Origin of the sequence: Aeromonas salmonicida subsp. salmonicida, assembly GCF_001643305.1 — a bacterium.
GTDB lineage: Bacteria > Pseudomonadota > Gammaproteobacteria > Enterobacterales > Aeromonadaceae > Aeromonas > Aeromonas salmonicida.
This window is the reverse complement of record NZ_LSGW01000070.1, coordinates 121294-142957: the sequence shown is the minus strand read 5'-3', so window position 1 is coordinate 142957 and position 21664 is coordinate 121294. Positions and strand designations below refer to the sequence as shown.

Below are 21664 nucleotides of genomic sequence, written 5' to 3'. Positions count from 1 at the left end.
TTTTCTCATTTTTGTGTTGGAGTAAACCATGAAACCCTCTTCCCTGGCCCTCTGGCTGGCGGCAACCTTGCTCTCACAGCCCCTGCTGGCGGCCGAGTTGCAGTTTGTCGATGAAAAACCCATTACCACCACACCGCAGCAGTGGCTCGAACAGCGCCTTGGCGTGACGCTCGCCCCCGACTACGACAGGGCCAGCCTGCTCGGTCATCACTACAGCTTCCGCCAACTGGTCAAGGGCCTGCCGGTGGCCACCATCCAGGCTGCCGTCAGTGTCGACAAGACCGGCAAGCCCTGGCGCCTCTATCACAACAGTCGGCCGCTGCAGAGCAGCGAGCCAGGCTGTGATGCCGGTGGCAACCTGGCGCCTCTGATCGAAGAGTTGCGGGCAGGGGGCAGCGAGATCGACCCGCAGGGAGCGGTCGAAGCCTGGTACTGGCGCGACGGCGATACCCTGGTACCCGCCCTGCGCCAGCGGGTGCGCGAACACAAGGCAGGCAACGCCAAGGCTACCTATGTACAGCTGTTCGCCAGTTGCGACGGCAGCCGGGAGCTGGGCCGCTGGATGGATGCGGCCAGCACCCAGGCCAGCCGCACAGCCGACGCCGGCGACACCCAAGTGGAAGCACGAGTATTCGACCCGGATCCCCGCACCCAGCTGCAAGACGCCAGCCTGGTCTGGCACGACGAACTGGTACTGGCGGACGCCGCCTATCAGGACAGAGTTCCCCTGCCGGTCACACTGCAAGGGGGACGCTATCTGCTGAGCGGCCCTCACGCCCGGGTGGTGGATGCCATGGAGCCCGATACCGCACCTTTCAGCAGTGATGACCCGCAGGCATTCCGGTTGACCCGGGACGATCGGGGCTTTGCCGACATCAACGCCTATTACCACCTTGACTTGGCCCAGCGCCACATCAAGAAGCTGGGCTTTAGCGGCCTCATCCCCGGGGCCCTCGACATAGACACCGAGGCCGGCTATCAGGACAACTCCCTCTATGACCCTTTCGAGCGCAGGCTGGAGCTGGGCCGCAGCGGCGTGCCCGATGCCGAGGATCCCATGGTGATCTGGCACGAGTTCGGCCATGCGGTACAGCACCACATAGTGCCGGACCTCGGGGATGAGGCAGACTGGGGCGCCATCGGCGAGGGCTTCAGCGACTACCTGGCCGCCAGCCACCGCCAGCGCAGCGAGGCGGGTCGCCAGTTCGAACCGGCCATGGTGTTCAACTGGGATGCCCGTTTTACCGACCGCACCCCGCGCCAGCTGGATGATCTGCGTGCCCGCTACCACCCGGACTACAGCTATCCTGCCCACCGCACCATCAACGGCAGCAACGGCGATCAGTTGTGGGGCACACCGCTATTCCAGGCCCTGCTGGCGTCGGTGACCGAGCATGGCGAAGGGGCCCGGGACGAGTTTGACCGCGTCATCATCGAATCCCACTTCGGGCTGGGCCCGGCCATTCGCATGCCACAGCTGGCCCGCATCACTGTGGACACGGCGGCGCGGCTCTACCCTGCCCGTCACTACGCCAGCCATCTGGAGCAAGCCTTCCGTCAGCACGGCCTCTTGCTGGCGCCGATCAATATCGCGCTGGTCGAGGGCAGCGCCATCGAGCTGGGACAGCGTCAATCCGTACAGGTGACACTCACCAATCAGGGCTCGGCGCCAGTGACCCTCAATGCGCTGACCCTGACCCTGCCCGCCGGGCTGCAGGCCGATCCCTACCAATGGCAAGCCACCACACTGGCGGCGGGAGCCACCACCACCACCACGCTGCGACTGCTGGCCCAGAGCCCGCTGGCCTGCGGCGATGAGGTGAGCCTGCCGGTAAGCCTCGTCATGACGGGGACCAGCCCGACCGAGCGCCAGTGGCAGCAGCCACTGAGCCTGCCCATAGGCACGCCCATCATCAGCCGCGCCACAGGCCAGCCGCTGCTCCTCAGCGATGCCCAGAGCGAGGAAGTACGTGGCTTGAGCCAAGCCAGCCTGCTGCTGGAGAAGACCAACGCCAAAGTGAGCGAGCAGTTTCAACTGACCCTGGATCTGCAACACGACGCCCTGGATGAGCTGGAGATCTGGCTCAACTCCCCCTCCGGCACCCGCCTCCAGATCTGGGACAAGGGCTACAGCCCACTGCCACGGCTGAAAGGGGTCTTCCCTACCGAGCTGCTGCCCCTGCAACCCTTCACCCCATTGCTGGGAGAGCCGCTGGCCGGCAGATGGACGCTGGAAGTGGTGGACAGCAAACCCGGGCATCAGGGCCGCATCAATGGCTGGAGCATCAGCCAGCGCACCGGCGCCCAGTGTGGTGAACCCATAGCCCCGCCGGATGACGGCATCATCCACTTCCAGGTGGACGACAGCAGTGGCGGCGGTGCGGCCAACCTGCTCTGGCTGCTGCCGCTGGCGATCTGGCGCCGCCTTCGCCAGCGCGGCTGAGTAACCCACCCATATATAAGAAGAAGGGGCCCTGGCCCCTTCCCAAGGACAAGAGATGAATCCAACCTATTCCCGCCTGGCCTGCCTGCTGGCCCCCCTGCTCACCGCCTGCGGTGGCGGCGGCTCGGATGAGGCGCCGCTGGCGGCACCTGCCTATACCCTGAACGTCAATCTGCCCGAGAGTGGCACCCTGTGCGTCAATCTCAACCAGAACACCCGCTGTGACGAGGGGGAGCCCAGCGTCAGCGGCGTAGCCGGTACCCGTCAGCTGAGCGGCACCTCCCCCGCCCTGCTGACCAGTCCGCTGCTGTTCCTGCCAACCAACCCGGCAGCGCCGGCGCTGCTGCACCCGGCCGCCCGACTGGATGGCCAGACCCTGACCCCCAGCCTGCTCAGCACCCTGCTGCAAAGCAGCATCGCCGAGGGACATCCGCCCAAACAGGCACTCGACGAGATGTTGGCCGCGCTGGCGCCGCTGCAACCAGGTCAAGGGCTGGCCGCCCTGTCGCAACTGGCCGACTTCAACCTGGCGCTGGGGCAACTGCTGCTGGCGGTGATCGATGCAGAGCCGGAGATATCGGACCTTTCGCCCGTCCTCCTGCAAGCCGTGGTGTGGCCGGCCCTCGGCAGCCTGCTGCCCGAGCTGGCCAGCCACTTTGCCCAGCACGGCGAGCTGACCAGCCTGCAAGAGAGCGTCACCCGCATGCTGCAACAGCAATACTCCCATCCCTTGGTCACCGGCAGCGGCGTCACTACCTACACGGATGGTGTCGACTACCTGCTCACCGAAGAGCCCGCCGACCACCCGGGCCAGGAAGCCAGCCTGAACAAGGCCCCCTTGCGCTATCGCAAGTTGGATGGCAAGGGCCAGCCCCTGCCGGATGACGCCCCAGTCTGGGAGTGTGTGGAAGACCTCACTACCCGCCTCGTCTGGGAGAGGAAGCTGAATGATGCAAAGAGCCCACGCGATCTGCATCGCACCTTCGCCTGGGAGCTTGGCGACTATCACCCCACCCAGCAGGAGCTTGACTACGCCTGCCCGCAAGGCGAGGCCATCTGCACCACAGAGCAATATCGCCAGTGGCTCAACACCCAGCAGCTGTGCGGCATCACCAGCTGGCGCATGCCCCACTCGCGCGAGCTGATGAGCCTGCAACACTACGGCTCGCTCGCCCGCCAGTATGGCCAGCTGGTCACCATGGATGTGCGCTACTTCCCCGATGTCGGCACCACCACCAAGGATTTCAGCGGCTACTACTGGAGCCAGACCCTGACCCCGTCCCGTCGGCTGGAGAGCGCCCCCCTGAGCGCCATCGCCCATATCTTCCTCGGCGATGACGCCGGTACCGACTACGCCACCACAGTTCAAAACAGCAATGATGCCAACGGTCTGCAACTGCGACTGGTGGCGGAGGTAACCCGATGAACCGCTTGATTCTGACCCTGCTGCTGACCCTCGGCAGCCCTCTCGCCCTGGCCACCGCCATCTGCGACGACACCATGCCCAGAACCAGCCCCACCGCCCGCTTCATCGATCGCGGCAACGGCACAGTCACGGACAGAAGCACGGGCCTGACCTGGATGCGCTGCCAGCTTGGCCAGAGCTGGCGCAACCAGAGCTGCAGCGGCGAACCGACCCGGCTTTACTGGCAGCAGGCCCTGCTGACCGCCGAGCGGATCCGCTCCGAGCCGAGCCATGCCCTGCACAACTTTGGCGGCTACCGGGATTGGCGCCTGCCCACCATCAAGGAGCTGACCAGCGTGCTGGAGTCCGCCTGCTACAAGCCGGCGCTCAACGAAACCATCTTCCCCCGCGCCATGGCCGGTGAAGGAAAAGAGGTGAACGACGGTTACGTCTATCTCTGGTCCTCGACCCCGGTGCCGGCCAGCAAGAGCGTCGCCTATCTGGATATCACCAGCGGCGCCGTCGGCATGCGGGCGCCCGGTGCCTGGGCCAAACAGCTGCTCCTGGTGCGTTGATTGCGCGGGGGTGGCCACAGGAGCCCGCTGAAAAACGGATCCTTGTCCGGCCACCTCCGAGCTGTGCAAAAGCGCTGTACACCGAATGTGCGCCTTGTCAGAAAATAGCCAGAAGACGTCATCCTGTGCCGGATCTGGCAGGATTTGCACCCCGGATCGCTGGCATGAAACGGGCAGAGCGGTTAGTCTAGCGGCGTTGAACCAATCCCCATGAGGTACAGATGAAAACCGTATTGCGTTTTAGCCTGCTGGGCGCCTTGTTGCTGGGCGGCCATGCCTTCGCCGCCGAACCGAAAAAATTTGATATCAGCATGTTTCCGGCCGCCGAAGTAAACCAGGAACGTGTCGTGATCCGCCTGCCGGAAGTCGAGAACGAAGCCGACATGATGGTCGAGCTGCAGGTCGGCAAGAAAATGATGGTCGATTGCAATGTGCCGCGCTTCGCGGGCAATCTGGAGCAGCACAGCGTCAAGGGCTGGGGCTACAACTACCTGATGCTCGGCAAGGTATCCGATCCCATCAGCACCCTGATGGCCTGCCCGGATGTCCAGAAGAAAGAGACCTTCGTCCAGATCTACGGTCAGGGCTTCTTCGTGAACTACAACTCCAAGCTGCCGTTCGTGCTTTACGTCCCGCAGGAGTATGAAGTGCGCTACCGTCTGTGGCGTGCGGACAACCTGGCCCAGCCAGCCATGATAGAGTAAGTCTCCATCGAGACCAAACCTCCCGCTTTGGTTCATGAATGACACAAGATAGAGCGCCAAATGGCGCTTTATTTTTAACCAAACTTCGTCGCCCCAGACGGCCGAACCTTGACATAACCTGACATAACTCCGCTTTTTTGCTCCTGCCCTCCCCGAATATCCACTGGATCATGGCTAAATCACTTTCAATGAAAATTATTTATCCATATAGTGAAAAAATTGATTTTGCACTCTGCGACGGCCTGATGATACTTGCCCGCAAAGGTCAAACTAACCAGAAAAAGAGCACTATGAGCTTCGAATCCGACAAGCGTTTCAACGACTTCAAACATTTTCCCCGTGGCCTGCGTCGCAGTGGTGAATTCACTGTTGCCGAAGCGGACAGTCTGGAAAAATACGGCACCGCCATGCTGGCGCTCTATCAGGGCAACCTGGCGCCTCGCGATGACGTAGAAAGCGCCTTTATCGAACAGGTCAAATCCGGCGCTGCCGGCAGCAATCCCCACGCCAAGGTGTGGTTCAAGTATCTGAAGGTGATAGGTCCCAAGCGCGTGCATCGTCTGTGCACAGTCGCAGGCGGCGCCAACGAGGAAACCGGCGGCGGTGGTTTTGACGGCGGCAACGGCGGCGGTAGCGACGAGTCCATCGATTAATGGATACCGAACTGCTTCGGACCTTTATCGAGGTCAGCAAGACCCGGCACTTTGGCCGGGCTGCTGAGAATCTCTACCTGACCCAGTCGGCGGTGAGCTTTCGGATCCGCCAGCTTGAGCAGCAACTCGGGGTCAGTCTGTTTGCCCGTCATCGCAACAACATCCGCCTTACCGCGTCCGGTGAGCGTCTGCTGCCCTATGCAGACGCCATCTTGCATACCCTGGGTCGGGCCAAGCAGGACGTTGCGCTCTCCCCCGGTTTCAGCCAGCAGCTCGCCATAGGCGCGCCCGCCGTGTTCTGGGAGCTCGATTTCAACGACTGGCTCAATCATGTCTATGCGCTGGCTCCCGGCCTCGCCGTGCGGCTCGAAACCGCATCCCGCGAGCACCTGTGCCGCCAGCTGCTGGAGCGCTCCCTCGACTTGGCCCTGCTATCCGAGCCAACCAAGATCGATGAGATTGCCCTGTATCCCATCGGCGAACTGGTGTTTGAACTGGTGAGCCGGGATAGCACAGCCAACGCCGACAGCCTGATGCAAATGCCCCACATTCACCTCGACTGGGGCACCAGTCTGGAGCCGCAACCCAGCCGATTGCAGAGCCTGCAAAAAACCCCCGTGCTGCACTCGAGCTCCGCCAACATGGCGCTGCAGTTCGTGCTGGCCAATGGGGGTGCCGCCTACCTGCCACGGCGGATGGTGAGTCCCTTCCTGGAAAAGGGGCAGCTGCATCTGGTGGAGGGAGGCCAGCCGCTCAGTCGTCCGCTCTACCTCGCCTATCTGGAGAAATCCGATCGCCGGGAGCTGATCGATCGGCTGCTGACCCTGCCGCTCGGTTGGGATGGAGCCGATCTGCGCCTGCCGCAGCCTGAATAACCTCGGGCGATAGCACAGACAGAAAAGGGGCCGAAAAGGCCCCTTTTTTATGGTGCTTGCGTGCAATCGCATCAGCCGTGCTGGCGGCGATCGTTGGCCTGGGCCAGCAACATGCGGCTCTCGCGCAGAAACTCGTCGGCATGCTCGCCAAAGAAGCCGGATACCTGCGAAAAGGCATCGATAAAACCGGCTCTGTCCCCCTGCTCCAAGAGCCCCAACACCTCGCCGAAGTTCTGGTAGTAGCGGCGGATCATCGCCAGATTCTGCGGTGACGACAATATGATGTCGGCATAGAGCTCAGGATCCTGGGCAAACAACCGCCCCACCATGGCCAGCTCCAACCGGTAGATGGGGGAGCTTAAGTTAAGCAGGCGGTCGATGTTGGCCTGCTCCCGGGAGAGGTGCCAGCCATAGGCAAAAGTGGCGAAGTGGCGCAGCGCCTGAATGAGGGTCATGGCCTCGTCGTGGGCTTTGGCCTCAACTTGCTGCAAGCGCGCGCCCCAGATGGTCATCTGATCCAGCAACCACTGACTGGCGGCCGCATCACGGCCCTGACAGCAGACGATCACCTGCTTGGCAAGGCTCGCCACATCGGGTCCGAACATGGGGTGCAGCCCCAGAACAGGACCTTTGTGCACGGCCAACATATGGGCAAGCGGCTCGCTCTTGACGCTGGTGACATCCACCAGCAGACAATCGGCAGGCAATGAACCGAGCCGGTCGATGATCTGGCAGGTGATGTCGATGGGCACGGCCACCATCACCAGACCCGCGTCAGCCAGGATGGCGTCAGCTCTTGGCCAGTCTGCTTGTTCGAGGGTCTCGACCCGGTAGCCGGAGAGGCTGAACATGTGGCCGAACAAGCGGCCAAGTTGACCCTGTCCGCCTATGATGACCACTTTGCCAAGATCCGGCTTCATGCACTTGAAGCCGGTGTCTTTTTCGCTGGCATAAGATTCACGCATGACACGGCGCAGCACATCCTCGATGAGATCGCCCGGCACCCCCAACAGTTCGGCCTCGGTGCGACGGCGGGCCAGCATGCTCGCCTCCCTGTCCGGTGCATAGATGGGCAGGCCGTGGCGGCTCTTCACCTCACCCACTTCCCCCACCAGGGCCAGTCGTGCGGCCAGCAGATCGATCAGCTGTCTGTCCACCGCATCAATCTTGTCCCTGAGGGCATTCAACTCTTCAGCCATATCCAGTCCCCGCTGGCGGCGGCGCCCTGTGATTCAAGAGGCAACAAGGTATCACTGCGTGGGCAGTGATACCTCTATGGTTCAATCAGTTACGACAAGATACCACGGCTTACCGTGCAGTTCTGCCCTTGAGCGGCGCCGCCAGCTCGCGATGGCATCGCTCCAGCAGAGCGACTGTGCTATCCCAGTCGATGCAGGCATCGGTGATGGAGACGCCGTAACGCATCTGCTCCTTAGGCTGCTCGCTGGACTGGTTGCCTTCGAACAGGTTGGATTCGAGCATCACCCCTATGATGGAGCGGTTGCCCTCCTGGATCTGGTGGATGACGTTGTCGGCCACCTTGGGCTGCAAGCGGTGATCCTTGCTGGAGTTGCCGTGACTGCAATCCACCACCAGACCGGGCAGCAGGCCCGCCTTCTCCAGCGCCTCCTCCGCCAGCGACACATTGACCGAGTCGTAGTTCGGGTGCTTGCCGCCGCGCAGGATGACGTGGCCATCCGGGTTGCCCTGGGTCTGCAGCAAGGCAACCTGGCCCTGCTGGTTGATCCCCATGAAGGCATGAGGGCTGGAGGCCGCCTGCAGTGCATTGATGGCGGTACCCAGGTTACCGTCTGTGCCGTTCTTGAAGCCGACCGGCATGGAGAGGCCGGACGCCATCTCCCTGTGGGTCTGGGATTCTGTGGTACGGGCGCCGATGGCCGACCAGGAGAAGAGCTCGGCCAGGTATTGCGGGCTGATGGGGTCGAGCGCTTCAGTCGCCAACGGCAATTCCAGCTCCGCCAGCCAGCAGAGCAGCTCACGGGCGCGATGCAGCCCCAGCTCCACATCGAAGGTGCCATCCAGGTTCGGGTCGTTGATAAAGCCTTTCCAGCCGACCGTGGTGCGCGGCTTCTCAAAGTAGACCCGCATGACAATGTAGAGAGAATCCTGATAGGCATCATGCAGCGCTTTGAGTCTGGTTGCGTACTCTTTGGCGGCGTCCATGTCGTGGATGGAACAGGGTCCACAGATCACCAGCAGGCGGTGATCACGACGGTGGATGATGTCGGCGATGGTAGTGCGGGCCCCTTGCACGAAAGCCAGCGCCTGGTCGGAGATGGGTAGCTTCTCCTTGAGCTGGGCAGGCGTGATCATCACTTGTTCGGATTGGATATGGATGTTGTTCAGGGGGTCTCTTTGCATGATCTCATTCTCTCTACAGTATTTAAGCCAATTGCACTGGGTGTATTCATTTATTTACACAAGTCAGTGCTTTGTTACGCAACCGTCCTCACCTTACCAAGGAAAAACAAACAATCAAGTGAAACTAGCGGATTAACTGTCTAGTAGGTGGATAAACGACCAGCAAGGCGACCAAAACAACCAGAAAGTAGCGAGTAAAAAGCCCCTGATCCGATAAAATCGTAAATATATAGTTACATGCTGATACTACCGTCAGTACTGCTCGACCACTATCCGACCCCTGCCCTTGCCTCCATTTTATAAAAAAAGCGGGGCACCTGGCCCCGCTTGCGTTCCCGTCTTGCTCTTCTTTTATGCTTTGCCGTGTGCCTTGATGGCGTCAACCGCCTTGTCCGGGAAGTCGCTGAACACCCCGTCCACATCGGCCTGATAGAGGAAGATGTTGAGCAAATCACTGAAATCCTTGGCGTAGGCCGGGATCTGCCCCTCATCCTGACGGAAGGTATAAGGGTGTACTTTAAGGCCAGCGGCATGGGCCTCTTTCACCATATTGGTAAACACTGGTTTGCCCAAGGTACCCGGCTCCGTGACTATCATCGGCTTCCAGGGGCCTATGCCTTCCGCGTAGCCGGCGATGGTCTTCATGGCGCCCGGCTTGAACATCCAGTCATAACTGTAAGGAGTTGCCTGGCCCTTGGCGTCATAGACCATAGTCTCGTTCCAGTCGGTCTCGGCCATCAGCTGCACCAGTTTCAAGTCCATCCCTAAGGCGGGCATCAGCTCGCTGTTGATGCGCTTGAGCTCGTTGGCATCGAAGCACTGCAGGTAGACCTTGTCATCCTTCCCTGTGTAACCGTACTCCTTGAGCACGTTCAAGACGGCCTTGGATATGTCCTTGCCTTCGTGGCGAAACAGCCCGGGGGCCTTGATCTCCGGGTAGATGCCGATGTTCTTGCCGGTGCTCTTGTTGAGCCCCTGGATCATCTCTATCTCTTCCTGGAAGGTGTGGATCTTGAAGCTGGACTTCCACAGCGGGAAGCGGGCCGGATAAACGGGCACCTGCTTGCCATCCACCAGCTGGAACGGCTCCGTCATGCTCAGGGAGCGCACCTCGGCCAGGGTGAAGTCCACCACATAGTAGCGACCGTCCGGGCGGGCCCGACCGGGGAAGCGCTCGGCCACGTCCGTGATGCCATCGAGGAAGTGATCGTGCATCACCACCAGCTGGTCATCCTTGGTCATCACCAGATCCTGCTCCAGATAATCGGCTCCCATGCCATAGGCCAGTGCCTTGGATTCCAGGGTGTGCTCGGGCAGATAACCTGAGGCGCCACGGTGGGCGATCACTATCTTGCCTTCGTCGGCAGCAAGAGCGGGCAATGCAAGGGCGGCCCCTAAGCCAAGGGCAATCAGGGAGAGAGAGATTTTGTTCATGCGAAGTGCTCTTTGTTATTGTTTATTTGGTGTAGGTATTTGTTATAGCAGAGGTTTATTGCATTTTGACGACGGGCGGCCCCTTGGCCGCCCGCTTCTTCATCAGCTGGCCTTGGGCAGGGCGTGCTGGTGTTGCTCCAGCCAGGCGTGCAGTTGCAGCTGCTCAGGCTGAGACAGGCGCAGCCCCAGCTTGCTGCGGCGCCACAGTATGTCTTCCATCGAATGGGCCCACTCGCGGCTCATCAGATAACGCACTTCCGATTCGTACAGACCGGCGCCAAAGTGCTGGCCGCGCTCCTCGTGCAACCAGAGGCGGGCGTGGCTGCCATAGGCCTCGGCGATGCGACGGGCGTTGCGCTCATCCAGCCAGTCGAATTCGAGCATATAGGCGCGTGCCAACTCGGTGGTGGAGCAATCAAATTCGCCACCGGGCAGACGGCTGGTGGCGGTCCAATCATCCCCCATCTGGCTGAACCAGGGCTTGATCTTGTTGCAGGCAGCCTGGGCCAGCTTGCGATAAGTGGTGAGCTTGCCGCCAAACACGGACAAGAGTGGCGCGCCGTCGGATTCACCGGAGAGCTCGAGGGTATAGTCACGGGTCACGGCCTGGGGGGAATCGGACTCGTCATCGCAGAGCGGTCGCACGCCGGCATAGGTCCAGATGACATCTTTGGGCGCTATCTGGCGGGTAAAGTGAGCGTTGACCACCTTGCACAGGTAGTTGATTTCGGCGTCGCTTATTTTCGCCTCGCGTGGGCTGCCCTTGTGCTCCACGTCCGTGGTGCCGATGAGGGAGTAATCCTGCTGATAAGGGATGACAAAGACGATGCGGTTGTCTTCGTTTTGCAGGATATAGGCCTCTTCGCGCTCATGGATACGCGGCACTATGATGTGGCTGCCCTTGATGAGGCGGATGCCACGGGGAGATTTCTCGTGCAGGCTCTCGTCATAGAAGGTCTTGACCCAGGGACCGGCCGCATTGACCAGACCACGGCAGGTGACGGTGAACTGCTCGCCCCCTTCCCGCTCCAGAGTCAACGTCCAGTGCTTGGAGCCGCGCACCGCCTTGATGCAGCGGGTGCGGGTCTGTACCTCGGCCCCTTTATCGCGAGCCATCATGGCGTTGAGTACCACCAGGCGGGCGTCATCGACCCAGGCATCCGAGTACTCGAAGCCTTTGTTGATACCGGCGGTCAAGCCGTCCTGGGGCAGGAAGCGCACGCCGCAGCTGCCCTTGAGCTTGTCGCGCTTGGCCAGGTTGTCATAGAGGAAGAGACCGGCGCGGATCATCCAGGCCGGGCGCAGGTGCGGGCGATGGGGCAGCCGAAAGCGCATGGGACGGGCGATGTGGGGAGCCATGCCGAGCAGCACTTCCCGCTCAGCCAAGGCCTCTTTCACCAGCCGGAATTCGTAATGTTCGAGGTAACGCAAGCCACCGTGGATCAGCTTGCTGGAGTTGGAAGAGGTGGCAGAGGCGAGATCCTGTGCCTCGAACAGGGCAACCTTCAGACCCCGACCCGCTGCATCAGCCGCAATGCCCACCCCATTGATGCCGCCGCCAACGACGACCAGATCATAATGTTCGCTCATGTTCACCTACTCTTTCTTATTTTGTGTTGCCATGACAGCAATGTTTGATTTCGCTCATATTAGAGCATGAAAAAATGATAAACGAACATTTTATGGAGAAAATGTGATCGCGATTGTTTTGGCAATGCTAAAAATGCTGCCAGTCGGTGATCAGGACTTCAGCAAGGGGGCGGGCGGGCAAAAAAGCGTGCGCGAGATCGCGCTCATGCCTAGTGGCATTCAGGAACAAGCGAAGGGTGTGCAAGCAGAGGGGATAAAGCGGAAAAGAAGCGGCCGCCTGTGCGGCGGCCTGATGCCAGATAGGGGCTAACGGCGACTCAGCAGATGTGGCATTCAATCTGGTGCTGGGACATGAGCCGCATCAGCTTCTCGGGCGGCTCCTGATCGGTGAACAGGGCGTGGATCTGGTTGAGGTTGCCCAGATTGACCATGGCATTGCGGCCGAACTTGGTGTGGTCGGCGGCCAGAAACACCTGGCGGGAGTGGGCTATGATGGCCTGGGCAATCTTCACCTCGTGGTAGTCGAAATCGAGCAGAGAGCCGTCATTGTCGATGCCCGAGATACCGATGACACCGTAATCCATGCGGAACTGACCGATGAAATCGCGGGTCGCCTCCCCCACTATGCCGCCATCCCGGTTGCGGATCTCGCCACCGGCGATGATGACGGTGAAGTCATCCTTGGCGGTGAGAATGCTGGCGACGTTGAGGTTGTTGGTCACCACGCGCAGCTCGCGGTGATCGAGCAGGGCGCGGGCGATGGCCTCCGTGGTGGTCCCTATGTCGATGAAGAGGGAAGAGCCATCGGGAATGTTGGCGGCCACTTCGCGGGCGATACGCTCTTTCTCCTTGAGCTGCATCACTTTGCGGGCACTGTAGGCGGTATTGACGGTACTCGAATGCAGGGAGGCACCGCCATGATGGCGCCGGATCTTGTTCTGTTCGGCGAGATCGTTCAGATCACGGCGAATGGTCTGGGGACTGACGTCAAAGTGGGTCACCAGATCCTCCGTCGAGACAAAGCCCTGCCGCGTCAGGACGTCCAGTATCTCCAGATGTCGTTGGGTTTGCTTCACGCTTGAACTCCGATGATGAGACGAAAAAAGGCCCCGGCAGATGCGGGGCCTTTGGCAGTTTACCTGATCCCTTTTCGGATCGATAAGGGCAGGATCACGTTTTATGCCTTATCGGCAGCCGCCTTCTTGGCCGCGACGGCGATGTTCTCATGCTTGAGGGTCATGGCCAGCAGTATGATGGAGATCACGCAAGACGCGGTCAGCACCATGAAACCGCCATCCCAGCCGAAGTGGTCAACGGTATAGCCCAGCATGGCGTTGGCCGCCACGGCACCACCCAGATAACCGAACAGCCCGGTGAAGCCTGCCGCGGTACCGGCGGCCTTCTTGGGTGCCAGCTCCAGCGCATACAGACCGATCAGCATGACAGGGCCATAGATCAGGAAGCCGATGGCGACCAGCGCCAGCATGTCGACGGTGGGGTTGCCCGCCGGGTTGAGCCAGTAGACCAGCACAGCCACTGTCACCAGTACCATGAACAGGATGCCGGCCGGGGCGCGGCGGCCCTGGAACATCTTGTCAGAGATCCAGCCGCACAGCAGGGTGCCCGGAATACCGGCCCACTCGTACAGGAAATAGGCCCAGGAGGAGTTGTCGACAGTGAAATCCTTGGCCTCTTTCAGGTAGGTCGGAGCCCAGTCCAGCACACCGTAACGAATGAGGTAAACGAAGGCGTTGGCAATGGCGATGTACCACAGCAGCTTGTTGTGCAGCACGTACTTGACGAAGATCTCCTTGGCGGAAAACTCCTTCTCGTGGCTGGCGTCATAGTCCTTCGGATAGTCGTCCTTGTACTCCTCAATGGGCGGCAGACCGACCGATTGCGGGGTATCACGCATCACGAAGAAGGCGATCACCGCAATGGCGGCAGCAGCAGCAGCCGGTACATAGAAGGCACTGCGCCAGTCATTGAACCAGCCCATCCCCAGGATGAACAGCGGACCTATCATGCCGCCGCCGACGTTGTGCGCCACGTTCCAGACCGCGACCACTTCGCCACGCTCTTTCTGTGACCACCAGTGCACCATGGTGCGACCGCAGGGTGGCCAGCCCATGCCTTGTACCCAACCGTTCAGGAACAAGAACACGAACATGATGGCGATGCTGGAAGTAGCCCAGTGCACAGTCCCCATCATGAACATGATACCGGCCGACAACAGCAGACCGGCAGAGAGGAAGTAGCGGGCGTTGGATCGGTCAGACACGTTCCCCATCAGGAACTTGGACAGACCATACGCAATGGAAACCCCGGACAGGGCCAAGCCCAGGTCACCGCGGGAGAATCCCTGTTCGATCAGGTAAGGCATCGCCAGACTGAAGTTTTTCCGTACCAGGTAGTAACCGGCATAACCGAAGAAGATCCCGAAAAACACCTGCCAACGCATGCGCTTGTAGAAGGGATCGACCTTGTCGGCCGGGAGCCTGTCTATGTGTGGTGCAGGCCTGAAGAGACTAAGCATGTTCTGCTTCCTTATTGTTGTTGTGGGCGGTTGAGGGTGCCCTGTCCATGCTGACCAACCAGAGGAGTCCTGATTCGAAAGCGAGCCTATTGTGCTCACATGTGAACATTTAATCTGTGATGGAGGCTCAAATATTGCAGTTTTATTACAAAAGAAAGTGCCAAGTGAGTAGTCACTCATCAGCCGCAATCCCTTGTATAGCAAGGCTTACAGCCACCCACTAAGTGGTATAATCACTGTTGCAACTTGCTTTCCGTCACATTTTCTTAGCAATGAGTGGGATCTTGTCCACATTTCCTGCGGGGAGGGAGTGGTGAATGTTCGATTTAGGTTTATTTTCTCTCTCGTCCGAGAACGAGCGCAAACGAGCATAACGTTTGCGTCAGCTCAAAAAACAAGAAAAAACGTTTTCGGATGCAGTAATGGGACTGAAAAAACAACAAAACGGAACATCAAACCAACTCTGGGTGGATATAAGGAATAAAAGTATGAGCATACAAAGACCCAATACCCTGCTTGGCGAGTGCATCGCCGAGTTTATCGGAACCGGCCTGCTGATATTTTTCGGCGTCGGTTGTGTGGCCGCCCTGGTGCTGGCCGGTGCCAACTTCGGACAATGGGAAATCTCCATTACCTGGGGTCTGGGTGTCGCCATCGCCATCTACGTGACCGGCGGTATTTCTGGTGCCCACCTGAACCCGGCCGTGACCCTGGCGCTGATGACCTTCTGCGGGTTCGACAAGCGCAAAGTGGTGCCCTACATCATCGCCCAGGTCGCTGGCGCCTTCTGCTTCGCCGCCCTTGTCTACTTCCTCTACGGCGGCCTGTTCACCCAGTGGGAAGTGACCCACAACGTGGTACGTGGCAGCGTCGAGAGCCTCGGCTCCGCCGGCATCTTCTCCACCTACCCGAACGCCCTGCTCTCCAACATGCAAGCCTTCGCGGTCGAGCTGGTGATCACTGCCGTCCTGATGCTGGGCATCATGGCGCTGGGTGACAACAACAACGGCGCCCCCAAAGGCTTCGCCGCCGCCCTGCTGATCGGTATCCTGATCGCCGTGATCGGTGCCTCCCTCGGCCCGTTAACCGGCTTTGCCATGAACCCTGCCCGTGATTTCGGCCCCAAACTGTTTGCCTTCCTGGCAGGCTGGGGTGACGTGGCCATGACTGGTGGTCGTGACAACCCCTACTTCTGGGTGCCCATCCTTGGCCCCATCGTCGGTGCCCAGCTTGGTACCGCCCTGTATGTGAAAGTGTTGGCTCCCTGTGTGCCTGGCAACCGTGTTGCCGCCACCGAGCAAGCTGCCCAAACCGCCAAAGAAGAGGCCGCAGCATAAGAGCGGCCCTCCCCAACGTGTAACAACGTGGAAAATAAAAACGTGGAGAACATCATGTCTGCTGAAAAAAAATATGTCGTCGCTCTGGACCAGGGTACTACCTCTTCCCGCGCCATCGTGTTTGACCAGGATGCCAATATCGTCGGCACCTCCCAGCGCGAATTCACCCAGCACTACCCGAAAGCGGGCTGGGTAGAGCACGACCCCATGGAGATCTGGGCGACCCAGTCCTCCGTCTTCACCGAAGTACTGGCCAAGACTGGCCTGCGCAGCGAAGAGATTGCCGCCATCGGCATCACCAACCAGCGTGAAACCACAGTGGTATGGGAAAAGGCCACCGGCAAACCCATCTACAACGCCATTGTCTGGCAGTGCCGCCGCACCGCAGCCATCTGCGAAGAGCTCAAGGCCCGTGGCCTGGAAGAGTATGTGCGCGAGAACACCGGTCTGGTGCTGGATGCCTACTTCTCCGGCACCAAGGTGAAGTGGATCCTCGACAACGTCGAAGGGGCCCGCGAGAAGGCGATGAACGGCGAACTGCTGTTCGGCACCATAGACACCTGGCTGGTGTGGAAGATGACCAATGGCGAAGTGCACGTCACTGACCCGACCAACGCTTCCCGTACCATGCTCTACAACATCCGCGACCTGAAGTGGGACGAGAAGATGCTGGACGAGCTGGGCATTCCCTTGTCCATGCTGCCAGAGGTCAAACCCTCTTCCGAAGTGTATGGCTACACCACCCGTGGCGGCGGCTCCCGCATCCCCATCGCCGGCATTGCCGGTGACCAGCAGTCTGCCCTTTTCGGCCAGCTCTGCTTCGAAAAAGGGATGGCCAAGAACACCTACGGTACCGGCTGCTTCTTGCTGATGAACACGGGCACAGAGCCGGTTCGCTCCAGCAACGGCCTGCTGACCACGGTCGCCATCGGCCCGAAAGGGGAAGTGAACTACGCGCTGGAAGGGGCTGTCTTTATGGGCGGCGCTACCGTGCAGTGGCTGCGTGACGAGCTGAAACTCATCCACGATGCCCGCGATACCGACTACTTCGCCTCCAAGGTGGGTGACACCAACGGCGTCTATCTGGTGCCGGCCTTCGTCGGCCTGGGCGCACCCTACTGGGATCCCTATGCTCGCGGCACCATGGTCGGCCTGACCCGTGGCGCCAACCGCAACCACATCATTCGTGCCGCGCTGGAATCCATCGCCTACCAGAGCCGTGATGTGCTGGATGCCATGCAGCAGGACTCCGGCATCAAGCTGGCCGCCCTCAAGGTAGACGGCGGCGCGGTTGCCAACGACTTCCTGATGCAGTTCCAGTCCGACATGATGCACACCCCTGTGGTGCGTCCGACCCGTATCGAGACCACCGCCATGGGCGCCGCCTTCCTGGCCGGTCTGGCCGTCGGCTTCTGGAAGAGCTCTGACGAGCTGGAAGACAAGTTCAGCGTGGATCGTGAATTCATCCCGCAGATGAGCCACGAAGAGCGCAACAAGCTCTACCACGGCTGGCAGAAAGCGGTTGAGCGTTCACGCCGCTGGGCCGAAGAGGATTAATCGGGCAACCGACATCTTTCCGAGATGAACAAACAAAGAGGCCGACAGCGATGTCGGCCTCTTCTTTGAGCTCTTTATCCACTCCGGCCATTGGCAACGTATATCTGCCGGCCAGTCAGCTCCCTTCCCCTTGTCACGGCTGGGTGCCAGCGACGTCTTCCCCCCTGCAAAGGGGAAGCCGGGAGGGGGCGGCCCTTCCCACTCCCCCCTCACAGGGTATGGCTGCCGATCTGCTCCTTGATAAAGTCGAGCCAGACCCGCAACCGGATATCCCGCTGGGCATCGGAGTAGAAGACCGCATTGACGGGACGCGAGGCACCGCTGTTGCTGCGAGCCAGCACCTCCACCAGGGCGCCGCTTGCGCGATCCGGCCCTGTCATGAAGTCTGACAGGCAGACGATCCCCTGCCCCGCCAACGCCAGCTGGCGCAGGGTCTCGCCGCTGCTGGCCCGCAGGGTCGGAGTAATGGCGAAGCGATCCCCCTGCTCGGCACTGAGCAGCGGCCAGTGGTTGAGGTGATCGGGATGCAAAAAACCCAGCAGTTCGTGGCCCGCCAGCAGATCCGCCGGTTGGCGCGGTGTGCCGCGTTCGTTCAAATACGCAGGGGATGCCAGCAGCCGCAGCCGCGAACGCCCCAGCGGCAAGGCGCGCAGGGAAGAATCCGTCAGCTCGCCGATACGAATGGCCATGTCTACCCGCCGCTCCATCAGATTGATGAAACCTTCCGAGCTGTGCAGTTGCAGCTCGATGGCGGGATAGCGGCGGCGAAACTCGCCTATGATGGGCACCAGCCGGTGCAGGATAAAGGGGGTGGCCGCATCGACCCGCAATATTCCCTCCGGCTGCTCCTTGCGCATCAACAGATGCCCCTCCGCCTCGCTCATCTCGGTCAGGATATTTACCGCCCGCTGATAAAACCAGCTCCCCTCCTCGGTCAAACTGACCCGACGGGTGGTGCGATTGAGCAGCAGGGTGGCTAGTTTTTCCTCCAGGCGCTTGATGCCGCGGCTCACCACAGAGTTATCCATGCCCAGGTTCTCCGCCGCCTGGCGAAAACTGCCCGCCTCCACCACGGCCACAAACAGGGTCAGTTCATCAGAATGGGTCTTCATTGCTGTTATCCAGGCAAGAGTATTGGGCCTTTATAGGTGTAATCGCTCAGGGTTGGCAAGGGCACTCTGACAGCGGATCTTGTTTTTTAAAGAGAAACAACCAGAGATAAGCACTATCCCTCCGCCGACTTAATCAGTAGAATGCCGCCAAAAAAGCACCGTATGGAGCCACTCCAGTATGAGACAAATCAATGACATTTGAAGAGCGGCTGACCATCGCCCATCAGACTTTGGCTGACAAAGGCATCAAGGAATGCAACTACAACCCGTGGATTTTCAAACTGCTGCGTAAAATTGGCTGTACCCTCAAGCCCCCTTATTACGCGGGCTGGCTGGTCAATTTCCTCTGTGCCGGCCTGAATCTGGCGCCGATCTATGGTCTGACGATGTGGATTTTCGTCTGGTACCCGGAGGGAAGAGATCCCGTATCTGCCTTGTACAGCACAGCGCTATCCGCCGTCATATTTGGCCTCTTGACCTTAATCAGGCTCTGGCTGGCACGCAGACAGCTTGGTTTGACCACCTGGGAGCAGCTGGAATGCCAACCAATTAGTGAAGGCGCGGCAGGAGAAGGCTGAAGCCCCTCTTCGGATTTGAGCCAAGTGCAGCCCACGCGCTGAAAAGCAAATTTCACAGACACGGACTCTCAACCTTGCCCGATTTCGTCAAATTCATGATCAGTTTTTCAGTTAACTGCTTCATTCAAACCGCAATTTGTCTTGTGGTTCTCACCTACCGGCTTTTCCGCCACCACAATGGCAACTGGCGCAGCTATCGACGCAGCCGGGATCATCTCCCTCTCTTCGTCTCCATTTTCCTTGGTATGGTGATCGCAAGAAGGCTGCATCCAGTCATCATTGCCGCCCTGTAGTGATTGGCAACGGGTCGGGCTATGTCAATCACTGATCAGAATAGGGATTCATTGCTGCAATCCCGACAGGAGCAAGGATCTTAATCGTTGCAGCAGATCTGGCTTGGCAAGTGTGCCGTGACGCCAGAGCTTACAGTGCGCAGACAAATAACGTGACAGAGAGCTCACATCGCGTTGATGGTTTGCCAGTAGAATGCAGCCAAAACGGCATCGTATGACACCAAGTTGTGACAAGGATGAACACCATGACATTTGAAGAGCGGCTGAGCGCAGCCCATCAGGAGCTGGCCAGCAAAGGGGTATGGCATGCCAACTACAATCCGCCACTGTGCAGATTGCTGCGCAGGCTGGGTTGCCCAGTCAAATCACCTCACTATCAGGGCTGGCTAAGCAATACGCTCTGGTTTGGCGTGAGCGCCGGGCTGATCTGGGGCTTGTTTATGTGGTTTTTCAGCTGGCAACCCATGGGGATGGATCCGCTATTTTCCCTGCGCCAAACAGCCCTGTTTGCCGGATTATTCGGTATTTTTATGGCAAGTTGGCTCTGGCTTAGGCGCAAGCAGCTGAAATTGATCCCTTGGGAACGACTGGAAAGCCATGGTGAAGAATTCAAATAGCCAACTCCCACTATCGCTCATTCCCCCAGACAAAACAGCAGGAAGCTCGGATGCATACCATCGCCATTGTTCTTTTTGACGATTTTACCGACATCGATTTTTTCTTGATAAAAGACATTCTTGGCAGAACCAGGCACGACTGGGTGGTGAAAGTACTGGGCACCAAGCCAAGCCACCATTCCGTACTGGGTAACACTGTCACCACCGATGACCATCTTATGGCAGCTAATGATGCCGACGCCGTCATTTTCTGTAGCGGACAACAAGGTATTCCGGCCGTGCTGGCCGACCCGCAATTTATGTCCTCTTTCAAACTGGATCCTGCAAAACAGTTGATTGGTTCGATCTGCGCAGGCTCCTTTATTTTGGCGAAACTGGGTCTGCTCGATGGCAAGCAAGCCACGACTCATCCGGATGCCAAGCCCGCCCTGCTCACCTTGGGAGTAGATGTGCAAGATAAACCACTGGTGGTCGAGGGCAATATCGCCACCGCAGGAGGTTGTCTATCATCGATCTATCTGACCGGCTGGTTAGCCGAAAGACTCTGCAATACCGCCAAACGTCGCGAGATTCACCGGCAACTCCTGCCAGCTGGACAAGCGGATATCTATGAAGAACTGATCCAGTCATCAATTGCTGCAGCCTGTCGCAGCTAACTCATAATATTGTGCAGCGACGCCAACGGAGATAACCCATATGAAAACCCATGAAAAACTGAACTATGTGGAGTTTGCGGCCAGTGATCTCGCGGCCACCAAAGCCTTCTTTCAAGCCGTATTTGGCTGGCATTTTGTCGATTACGGTCCCGACTACTGCGCCTTTGCCGATGAGGGGCTGGATGGTGGTTTCTATAAAGCGGATCTGTGCAGCCACACGGCTCAGGGGGGTGCCCTGCTGGTGTTCTACAGCGCCGATATAGAGGCAACCCAGACCAAGGTGAGCCAGCATGGCGGCACCATCAACCGCCCCCTGTTTGATTTCCCCGGTGGCCGCCGTTTTCACTTTGTTGAACCCAGTGGCAATGAATTTGCGGTCTGGTCCGAGCCAGCCAATGCCTGATGGCAAGGGGGCGCGCCAACCGTCCCCTTCTCTATTTCCCCCTTATTAACCCTTCACCCATATCGGCCTCTGGCGCAGCGTCTGCTCTTTCATTGCTGCTCTTTTCTCAATAGTGTTTTGCGACTGTTGCCCTATTCCCCTCCCCTTGCGGCAGGCATACTGACCTTCGTTTTAGCAAGGAGGTTCAGATGTCATCACCCGTGATTGTGATTGCCCAACTTGAAGCCAAACCCGAATTTTCCGCCCAGTTCCGGGCCGCCCTTGAGCCACTGATAGCGGCCACCCTGCAAGAGGCCGGCTGCCTGCGTTACCAGCTGCACCAGAGCCTGGACAACCCCCATGGCTGGATGCTGCACGAAGAGTGGGAGAGCGAAGCCGCGCTCAAGGCCCACCAGCAGCAAGCTCACTTCCTCGACTTTATCGCCAGGGCCGAGCCCTGGTTTGCCAGCAGCAATATTCGCAATTACCGCCGACTGCCGGCCTGAGTATTCCGAGACTCGTTGACGATGGCGCT

General features: G+C 59.4%; 21 protein-coding genes. 14 read left to right on the top strand and 7 right to left on the bottom strand.

Annotated features, from left to right (window positions below; genetic code table 11):
• Window positions 1-28: 28 nt before the first annotated feature.
• From AXW79_RS12870 to hdfR, 6 genes are all read left to right on the top strand, one after another.
• The gene (locus AXW79_RS12870) at window positions 29-2443 is read left to right on the top strand and encodes a proprotein convertase P-domain-containing protein (protein WP_005310093.1); all 2415 of its coding nucleotides are present in this window, start codon (window positions 29-31) and stop codon (window positions 2441-2443) included.
• Window positions 2444-2498: 55 nt separating this feature from the next.
• Complete coding sequence (locus tag AXW79_RS12865; protein ID WP_005310091.1) at window positions 2499-3869, top strand: Lcl C-terminal domain-containing protein; 1371 nt, start codon at window positions 2499-2501, stop codon at window positions 3867-3869.
• Window positions 3866-4423 carry an Lcl C-terminal domain-containing protein gene (locus AXW79_RS12860; protein WP_005310089.1) on the top strand — a complete coding sequence of 186 codons (558 nt, stop codon included), beginning with the start codon at window positions 3866-3868 and terminating at the stop codon, window positions 4421-4423. The genes AXW79_RS12865 and AXW79_RS12860 overlap by 4 nt, the downstream gene beginning before the upstream one ends.
• Window positions 4424-4644: 221 nt before the next feature.
• Entirely contained in the window at window positions 4645-5127 is a 483-nt protein-coding gene (eco, locus tag AXW79_RS12855; protein ID WP_005310087.1) for a serine protease inhibitor ecotin, read from the top strand.
• Between the two features lie 290 nt (window positions 5128-5417).
• Window positions 5418-5780: a DUF413 domain-containing protein gene (locus AXW79_RS12850; protein WP_005310084.1), complete on the top strand. Its 363-nt coding sequence runs from the start codon at window positions 5418-5420 to the stop codon at window positions 5778-5780.
• Window positions 5780-6655 (top strand): HTH-type transcriptional regulator HdfR, encoded by an 876-nt coding sequence (gene hdfR, locus AXW79_RS12845; RefSeq protein ID WP_005310081.1) that lies wholly within the window; start codon window positions 5780-5782, stop codon window positions 6653-6655. Before AXW79_RS12850 ends, hdfR begins: the two co-directional genes overlap by 1 nt.
• Before the next feature lie 71 nt (window positions 6656-6726).
• Here hdfR and tyrA read toward each other — a convergent pair whose 3' ends face one another.
• The 4 genes from tyrA to glpD form a co-directional block, all read right to left on the bottom strand.
• Window positions 6727-7854 (bottom strand): bifunctional chorismate mutase/prephenate dehydrogenase, encoded by a 1128-nt coding sequence (tyrA, locus tag AXW79_RS12840; RefSeq protein WP_005310079.1) that lies wholly within the window; start codon window positions 7852-7854, stop codon window positions 6727-6729.
• Between the two features lie 109 nt (window positions 7855-7963).
• Window positions 7964-9037, bottom strand: a complete 1074-nt coding sequence (locus AXW79_RS12835) for a 3-deoxy-7-phosphoheptulonate synthase (RefSeq protein ID WP_005310077.1) — start codon at window positions 9035-9037, stop codon at window positions 7964-7966.
• A gap of 351 nt (window positions 9038-9388) precedes the next feature.
• Window positions 9389-10471 carry a glycerophosphodiester phosphodiesterase gene (gene glpQ / locus AXW79_RS12830; RefSeq protein WP_005310074.1) on the bottom strand — a complete coding sequence of 361 codons (1083 nt, stop codon included), beginning with the start codon at window positions 10469-10471 and terminating at the stop codon, window positions 9389-9391.
• Between the two features lie 102 nt (window positions 10472-10573).
• A complete protein-coding gene (glpD, locus tag AXW79_RS12825; protein WP_005310072.1) occupies window positions 10574-12061 on the bottom strand; it encodes a glycerol-3-phosphate dehydrogenase in 1488 nt (495 codons plus the stop codon).
• A gap of 103 nt (window positions 12062-12164) precedes the next feature.
• On the opposite strand from glpD, the gene AXW79_RS12820 reads away from it, so the two are divergent.
• Window positions 12165-12371 (top strand): hypothetical protein, encoded by a 207-nt coding sequence (locus tag AXW79_RS12820; RefSeq protein WP_005310069.1) that lies wholly within the window; start codon window positions 12165-12167, stop codon window positions 12369-12371.
• 7 nt (window positions 12372-12378) lie between these two features.
• Here the strand turns inward: AXW79_RS12820 and AXW79_RS12815 are convergent, their stop codons facing one another.
• Window positions 12379-13137: a DeoR/GlpR family transcriptional regulator gene (locus AXW79_RS12815; protein ID WP_005310067.1), complete on the bottom strand. Its 759-nt coding sequence runs from the start codon at window positions 13135-13137 to the stop codon at window positions 12379-12381.
• Between the two features lie 101 nt (window positions 13138-13238).
• Window positions 13239-14597 carry a glycerol-3-phosphate transporter gene (gene glpT / locus AXW79_RS12810; RefSeq protein ID WP_005310064.1) on the bottom strand — a complete coding sequence of 453 codons (1359 nt, stop codon included), beginning with the start codon at window positions 14595-14597 and terminating at the stop codon, window positions 13239-13241.
• A 488-nt stretch (window positions 14598-15085) separates the two neighbouring features.
• Here glpT and AXW79_RS12805 point away from each other — a divergent pair, with 488 nt between their 5' ends.
• Together AXW79_RS12805 and glpK are read left to right on the top strand one after the other, a co-directional pair.
• The gene (locus AXW79_RS12805) at window positions 15086-15934 is read left to right on the top strand and encodes an MIP/aquaporin family protein (RefSeq protein ID WP_005310061.1); all 849 of its coding nucleotides are present in this window, start codon (window positions 15086-15088) and stop codon (window positions 15932-15934) included.
• A gap of 54 nt (window positions 15935-15988) precedes the next feature.
• Window positions 15989-17491 (top strand): glycerol kinase GlpK, encoded by a 1503-nt coding sequence (gene glpK, locus AXW79_RS12800; protein WP_005310059.1) that lies wholly within the window; start codon window positions 15989-15991, stop codon window positions 17489-17491.
• A 209-nt stretch (window positions 17492-17700) separates the two neighbouring features.
• Here the strand turns inward: glpK and AXW79_RS12795 are convergent, their stop codons facing one another.
• The gene (locus AXW79_RS12795; RefSeq protein WP_005310056.1) at window positions 17701-18603 is read right to left on the bottom strand and encodes a LysR substrate-binding domain-containing protein; all 903 of its coding nucleotides are present in this window, start codon (window positions 18601-18603) and stop codon (window positions 17701-17703) included.
• Window positions 18604-18794: 191 nt separating this feature from the next.
• Here AXW79_RS12795 and AXW79_RS12790 point away from each other — a divergent pair, with 191 nt between their 5' ends.
• The 5 genes from AXW79_RS12790 to AXW79_RS12770 all read left to right on the top strand — a co-directional run bounded on the left by AXW79_RS12790 (window position 18795) and on the right by AXW79_RS12770 (window position 21635).
• The gene (locus tag AXW79_RS12790) at window positions 18795-19181 is read left to right on the top strand and encodes a DUF6404 family protein (protein ID WP_005310053.1); all 387 of its coding nucleotides are present in this window, start codon (window positions 18795-18797) and stop codon (window positions 19179-19181) included.
• A gap of 538 nt (window positions 19182-19719) precedes the next feature.
• A complete protein-coding gene (locus AXW79_RS12785; protein WP_005310048.1) occupies window positions 19720-20091 on the top strand; it encodes a DUF6404 family protein in 372 nt (123 codons plus the stop codon).
• Window positions 20092-20141: 50 nt separating this feature from the next.
• Window positions 20142-20747 (top strand): DJ-1/PfpI family protein, encoded by a 606-nt coding sequence (locus AXW79_RS12780; protein ID WP_005310045.1) that lies wholly within the window; start codon window positions 20142-20144, stop codon window positions 20745-20747.
• 40 nt (window positions 20748-20787) lie between these two features.
• Entirely contained in the window at window positions 20788-21150 is a 363-nt protein-coding gene (locus AXW79_RS12775) for a VOC family protein (RefSeq protein ID WP_005310043.1), read from the top strand.
• A gap of 188 nt (window positions 21151-21338) precedes the next feature.
• Window positions 21339-21635: a putative quinol monooxygenase gene (locus AXW79_RS12770; protein ID WP_005310041.1), complete on the top strand. Its 297-nt coding sequence runs from the start codon at window positions 21339-21341 to the stop codon at window positions 21633-21635.
• Window positions 21636-21664: the final 29 nt, after the last annotated feature.

What these genes read in the sequence shown, in the direction of transcription:
- glpT (WP_005310064.1), bottom strand. Translation starts at nt 14,597, where the DNA reads ATGCTTAGTCTCTTCAGGCCTGCACCACACATAGACAGGCTCCCGGCC.
- glpQ (WP_005310074.1), bottom strand. Translation starts at nt 10,471, where the DNA reads ATGAACAAAATCTCTCTCTCCCTGATTGCCCTTGGCTTAGGGGCCGCC.
- AXW79_RS12775 (WP_005310043.1), top strand. Translation starts at nt 20,788, where the DNA reads ATGAAAACCCATGAAAAACTGAACTATGTGGAGTTTGCGGCCAGTGAT.
- AXW79_RS12860 (WP_005310089.1), top strand. Translation starts at nt 3,866, where the DNA reads ATGAACCGCTTGATTCTGACCCTGCTGCTGACCCTCGGCAGCCCTCTC.
- AXW79_RS12785 (WP_005310048.1), top strand. Translation starts at nt 19,720, where the DNA reads ATGACATTTGAAGAGCGGCTGAGCGCAGCCCATCAGGAGCTGGCCAGC.
- AXW79_RS12835 (WP_005310077.1), bottom strand. Translation starts at nt 9,037, where the DNA reads ATGCAAAGAGACCCCCTGAACAACATCCATATCCAATCCGAACAAGTG.
- eco (WP_005310087.1), top strand. Translation starts at nt 4,645, where the DNA reads ATGAAAACCGTATTGCGTTTTAGCCTGCTGGGCGCCTTGTTGCTGGGC.
- AXW79_RS12850 (WP_005310084.1), top strand. Translation starts at nt 5,418, where the DNA reads ATGAGCTTCGAATCCGACAAGCGTTTCAACGACTTCAAACATTTTCCC.
- AXW79_RS12780 (WP_005310045.1), top strand. Translation starts at nt 20,142, where the DNA reads ATGCATACCATCGCCATTGTTCTTTTTGACGATTTTACCGACATCGAT.
- AXW79_RS12805 (WP_005310061.1), top strand. Translation starts at nt 15,086, where the DNA reads ATGAGCATACAAAGACCCAATACCCTGCTTGGCGAGTGCATCGCCGAG.
- glpD (WP_005310072.1), bottom strand. Translation starts at nt 12,061, where the DNA reads ATGAGCGAACATTATGATCTGGTCGTCGTTGGCGGCGGCATCAATGGG.
- AXW79_RS12865 (WP_005310091.1), top strand. Translation starts at nt 2,499, where the DNA reads ATGAATCCAACCTATTCCCGCCTGGCCTGCCTGCTGGCCCCCCTGCTC.
- hdfR (WP_005310081.1), top strand. Translation starts at nt 5,780, where the DNA reads ATGGATACCGAACTGCTTCGGACCTTTATCGAGGTCAGCAAGACCCGG.
- AXW79_RS12790 (WP_005310053.1), top strand. Translation starts at nt 18,795, where the DNA reads ATGACATTTGAAGAGCGGCTGACCATCGCCCATCAGACTTTGGCTGAC.
- AXW79_RS12870 (WP_005310093.1), top strand. Translation starts at nt 29, where the DNA reads ATGAAACCCTCTTCCCTGGCCCTCTGGCTGGCGGCAACCTTGCTCTCA.
- tyrA (WP_005310079.1), bottom strand. Translation starts at nt 7,854, where the DNA reads ATGGCTGAAGAGTTGAATGCCCTCAGGGACAAGATTGATGCGGTGGAC.
- AXW79_RS12770 (WP_005310041.1), top strand. Translation starts at nt 21,339, where the DNA reads ATGTCATCACCCGTGATTGTGATTGCCCAACTTGAAGCCAAACCCGAA.
- AXW79_RS12795 (WP_005310056.1), bottom strand. Translation starts at nt 18,603, where the DNA reads ATGAAGACCCATTCTGATGAACTGACCCTGTTTGTGGCCGTGGTGGAG.
- glpK (WP_005310059.1), top strand. Translation starts at nt 15,989, where the DNA reads ATGTCTGCTGAAAAAAAATATGTCGTCGCTCTGGACCAGGGTACTACC.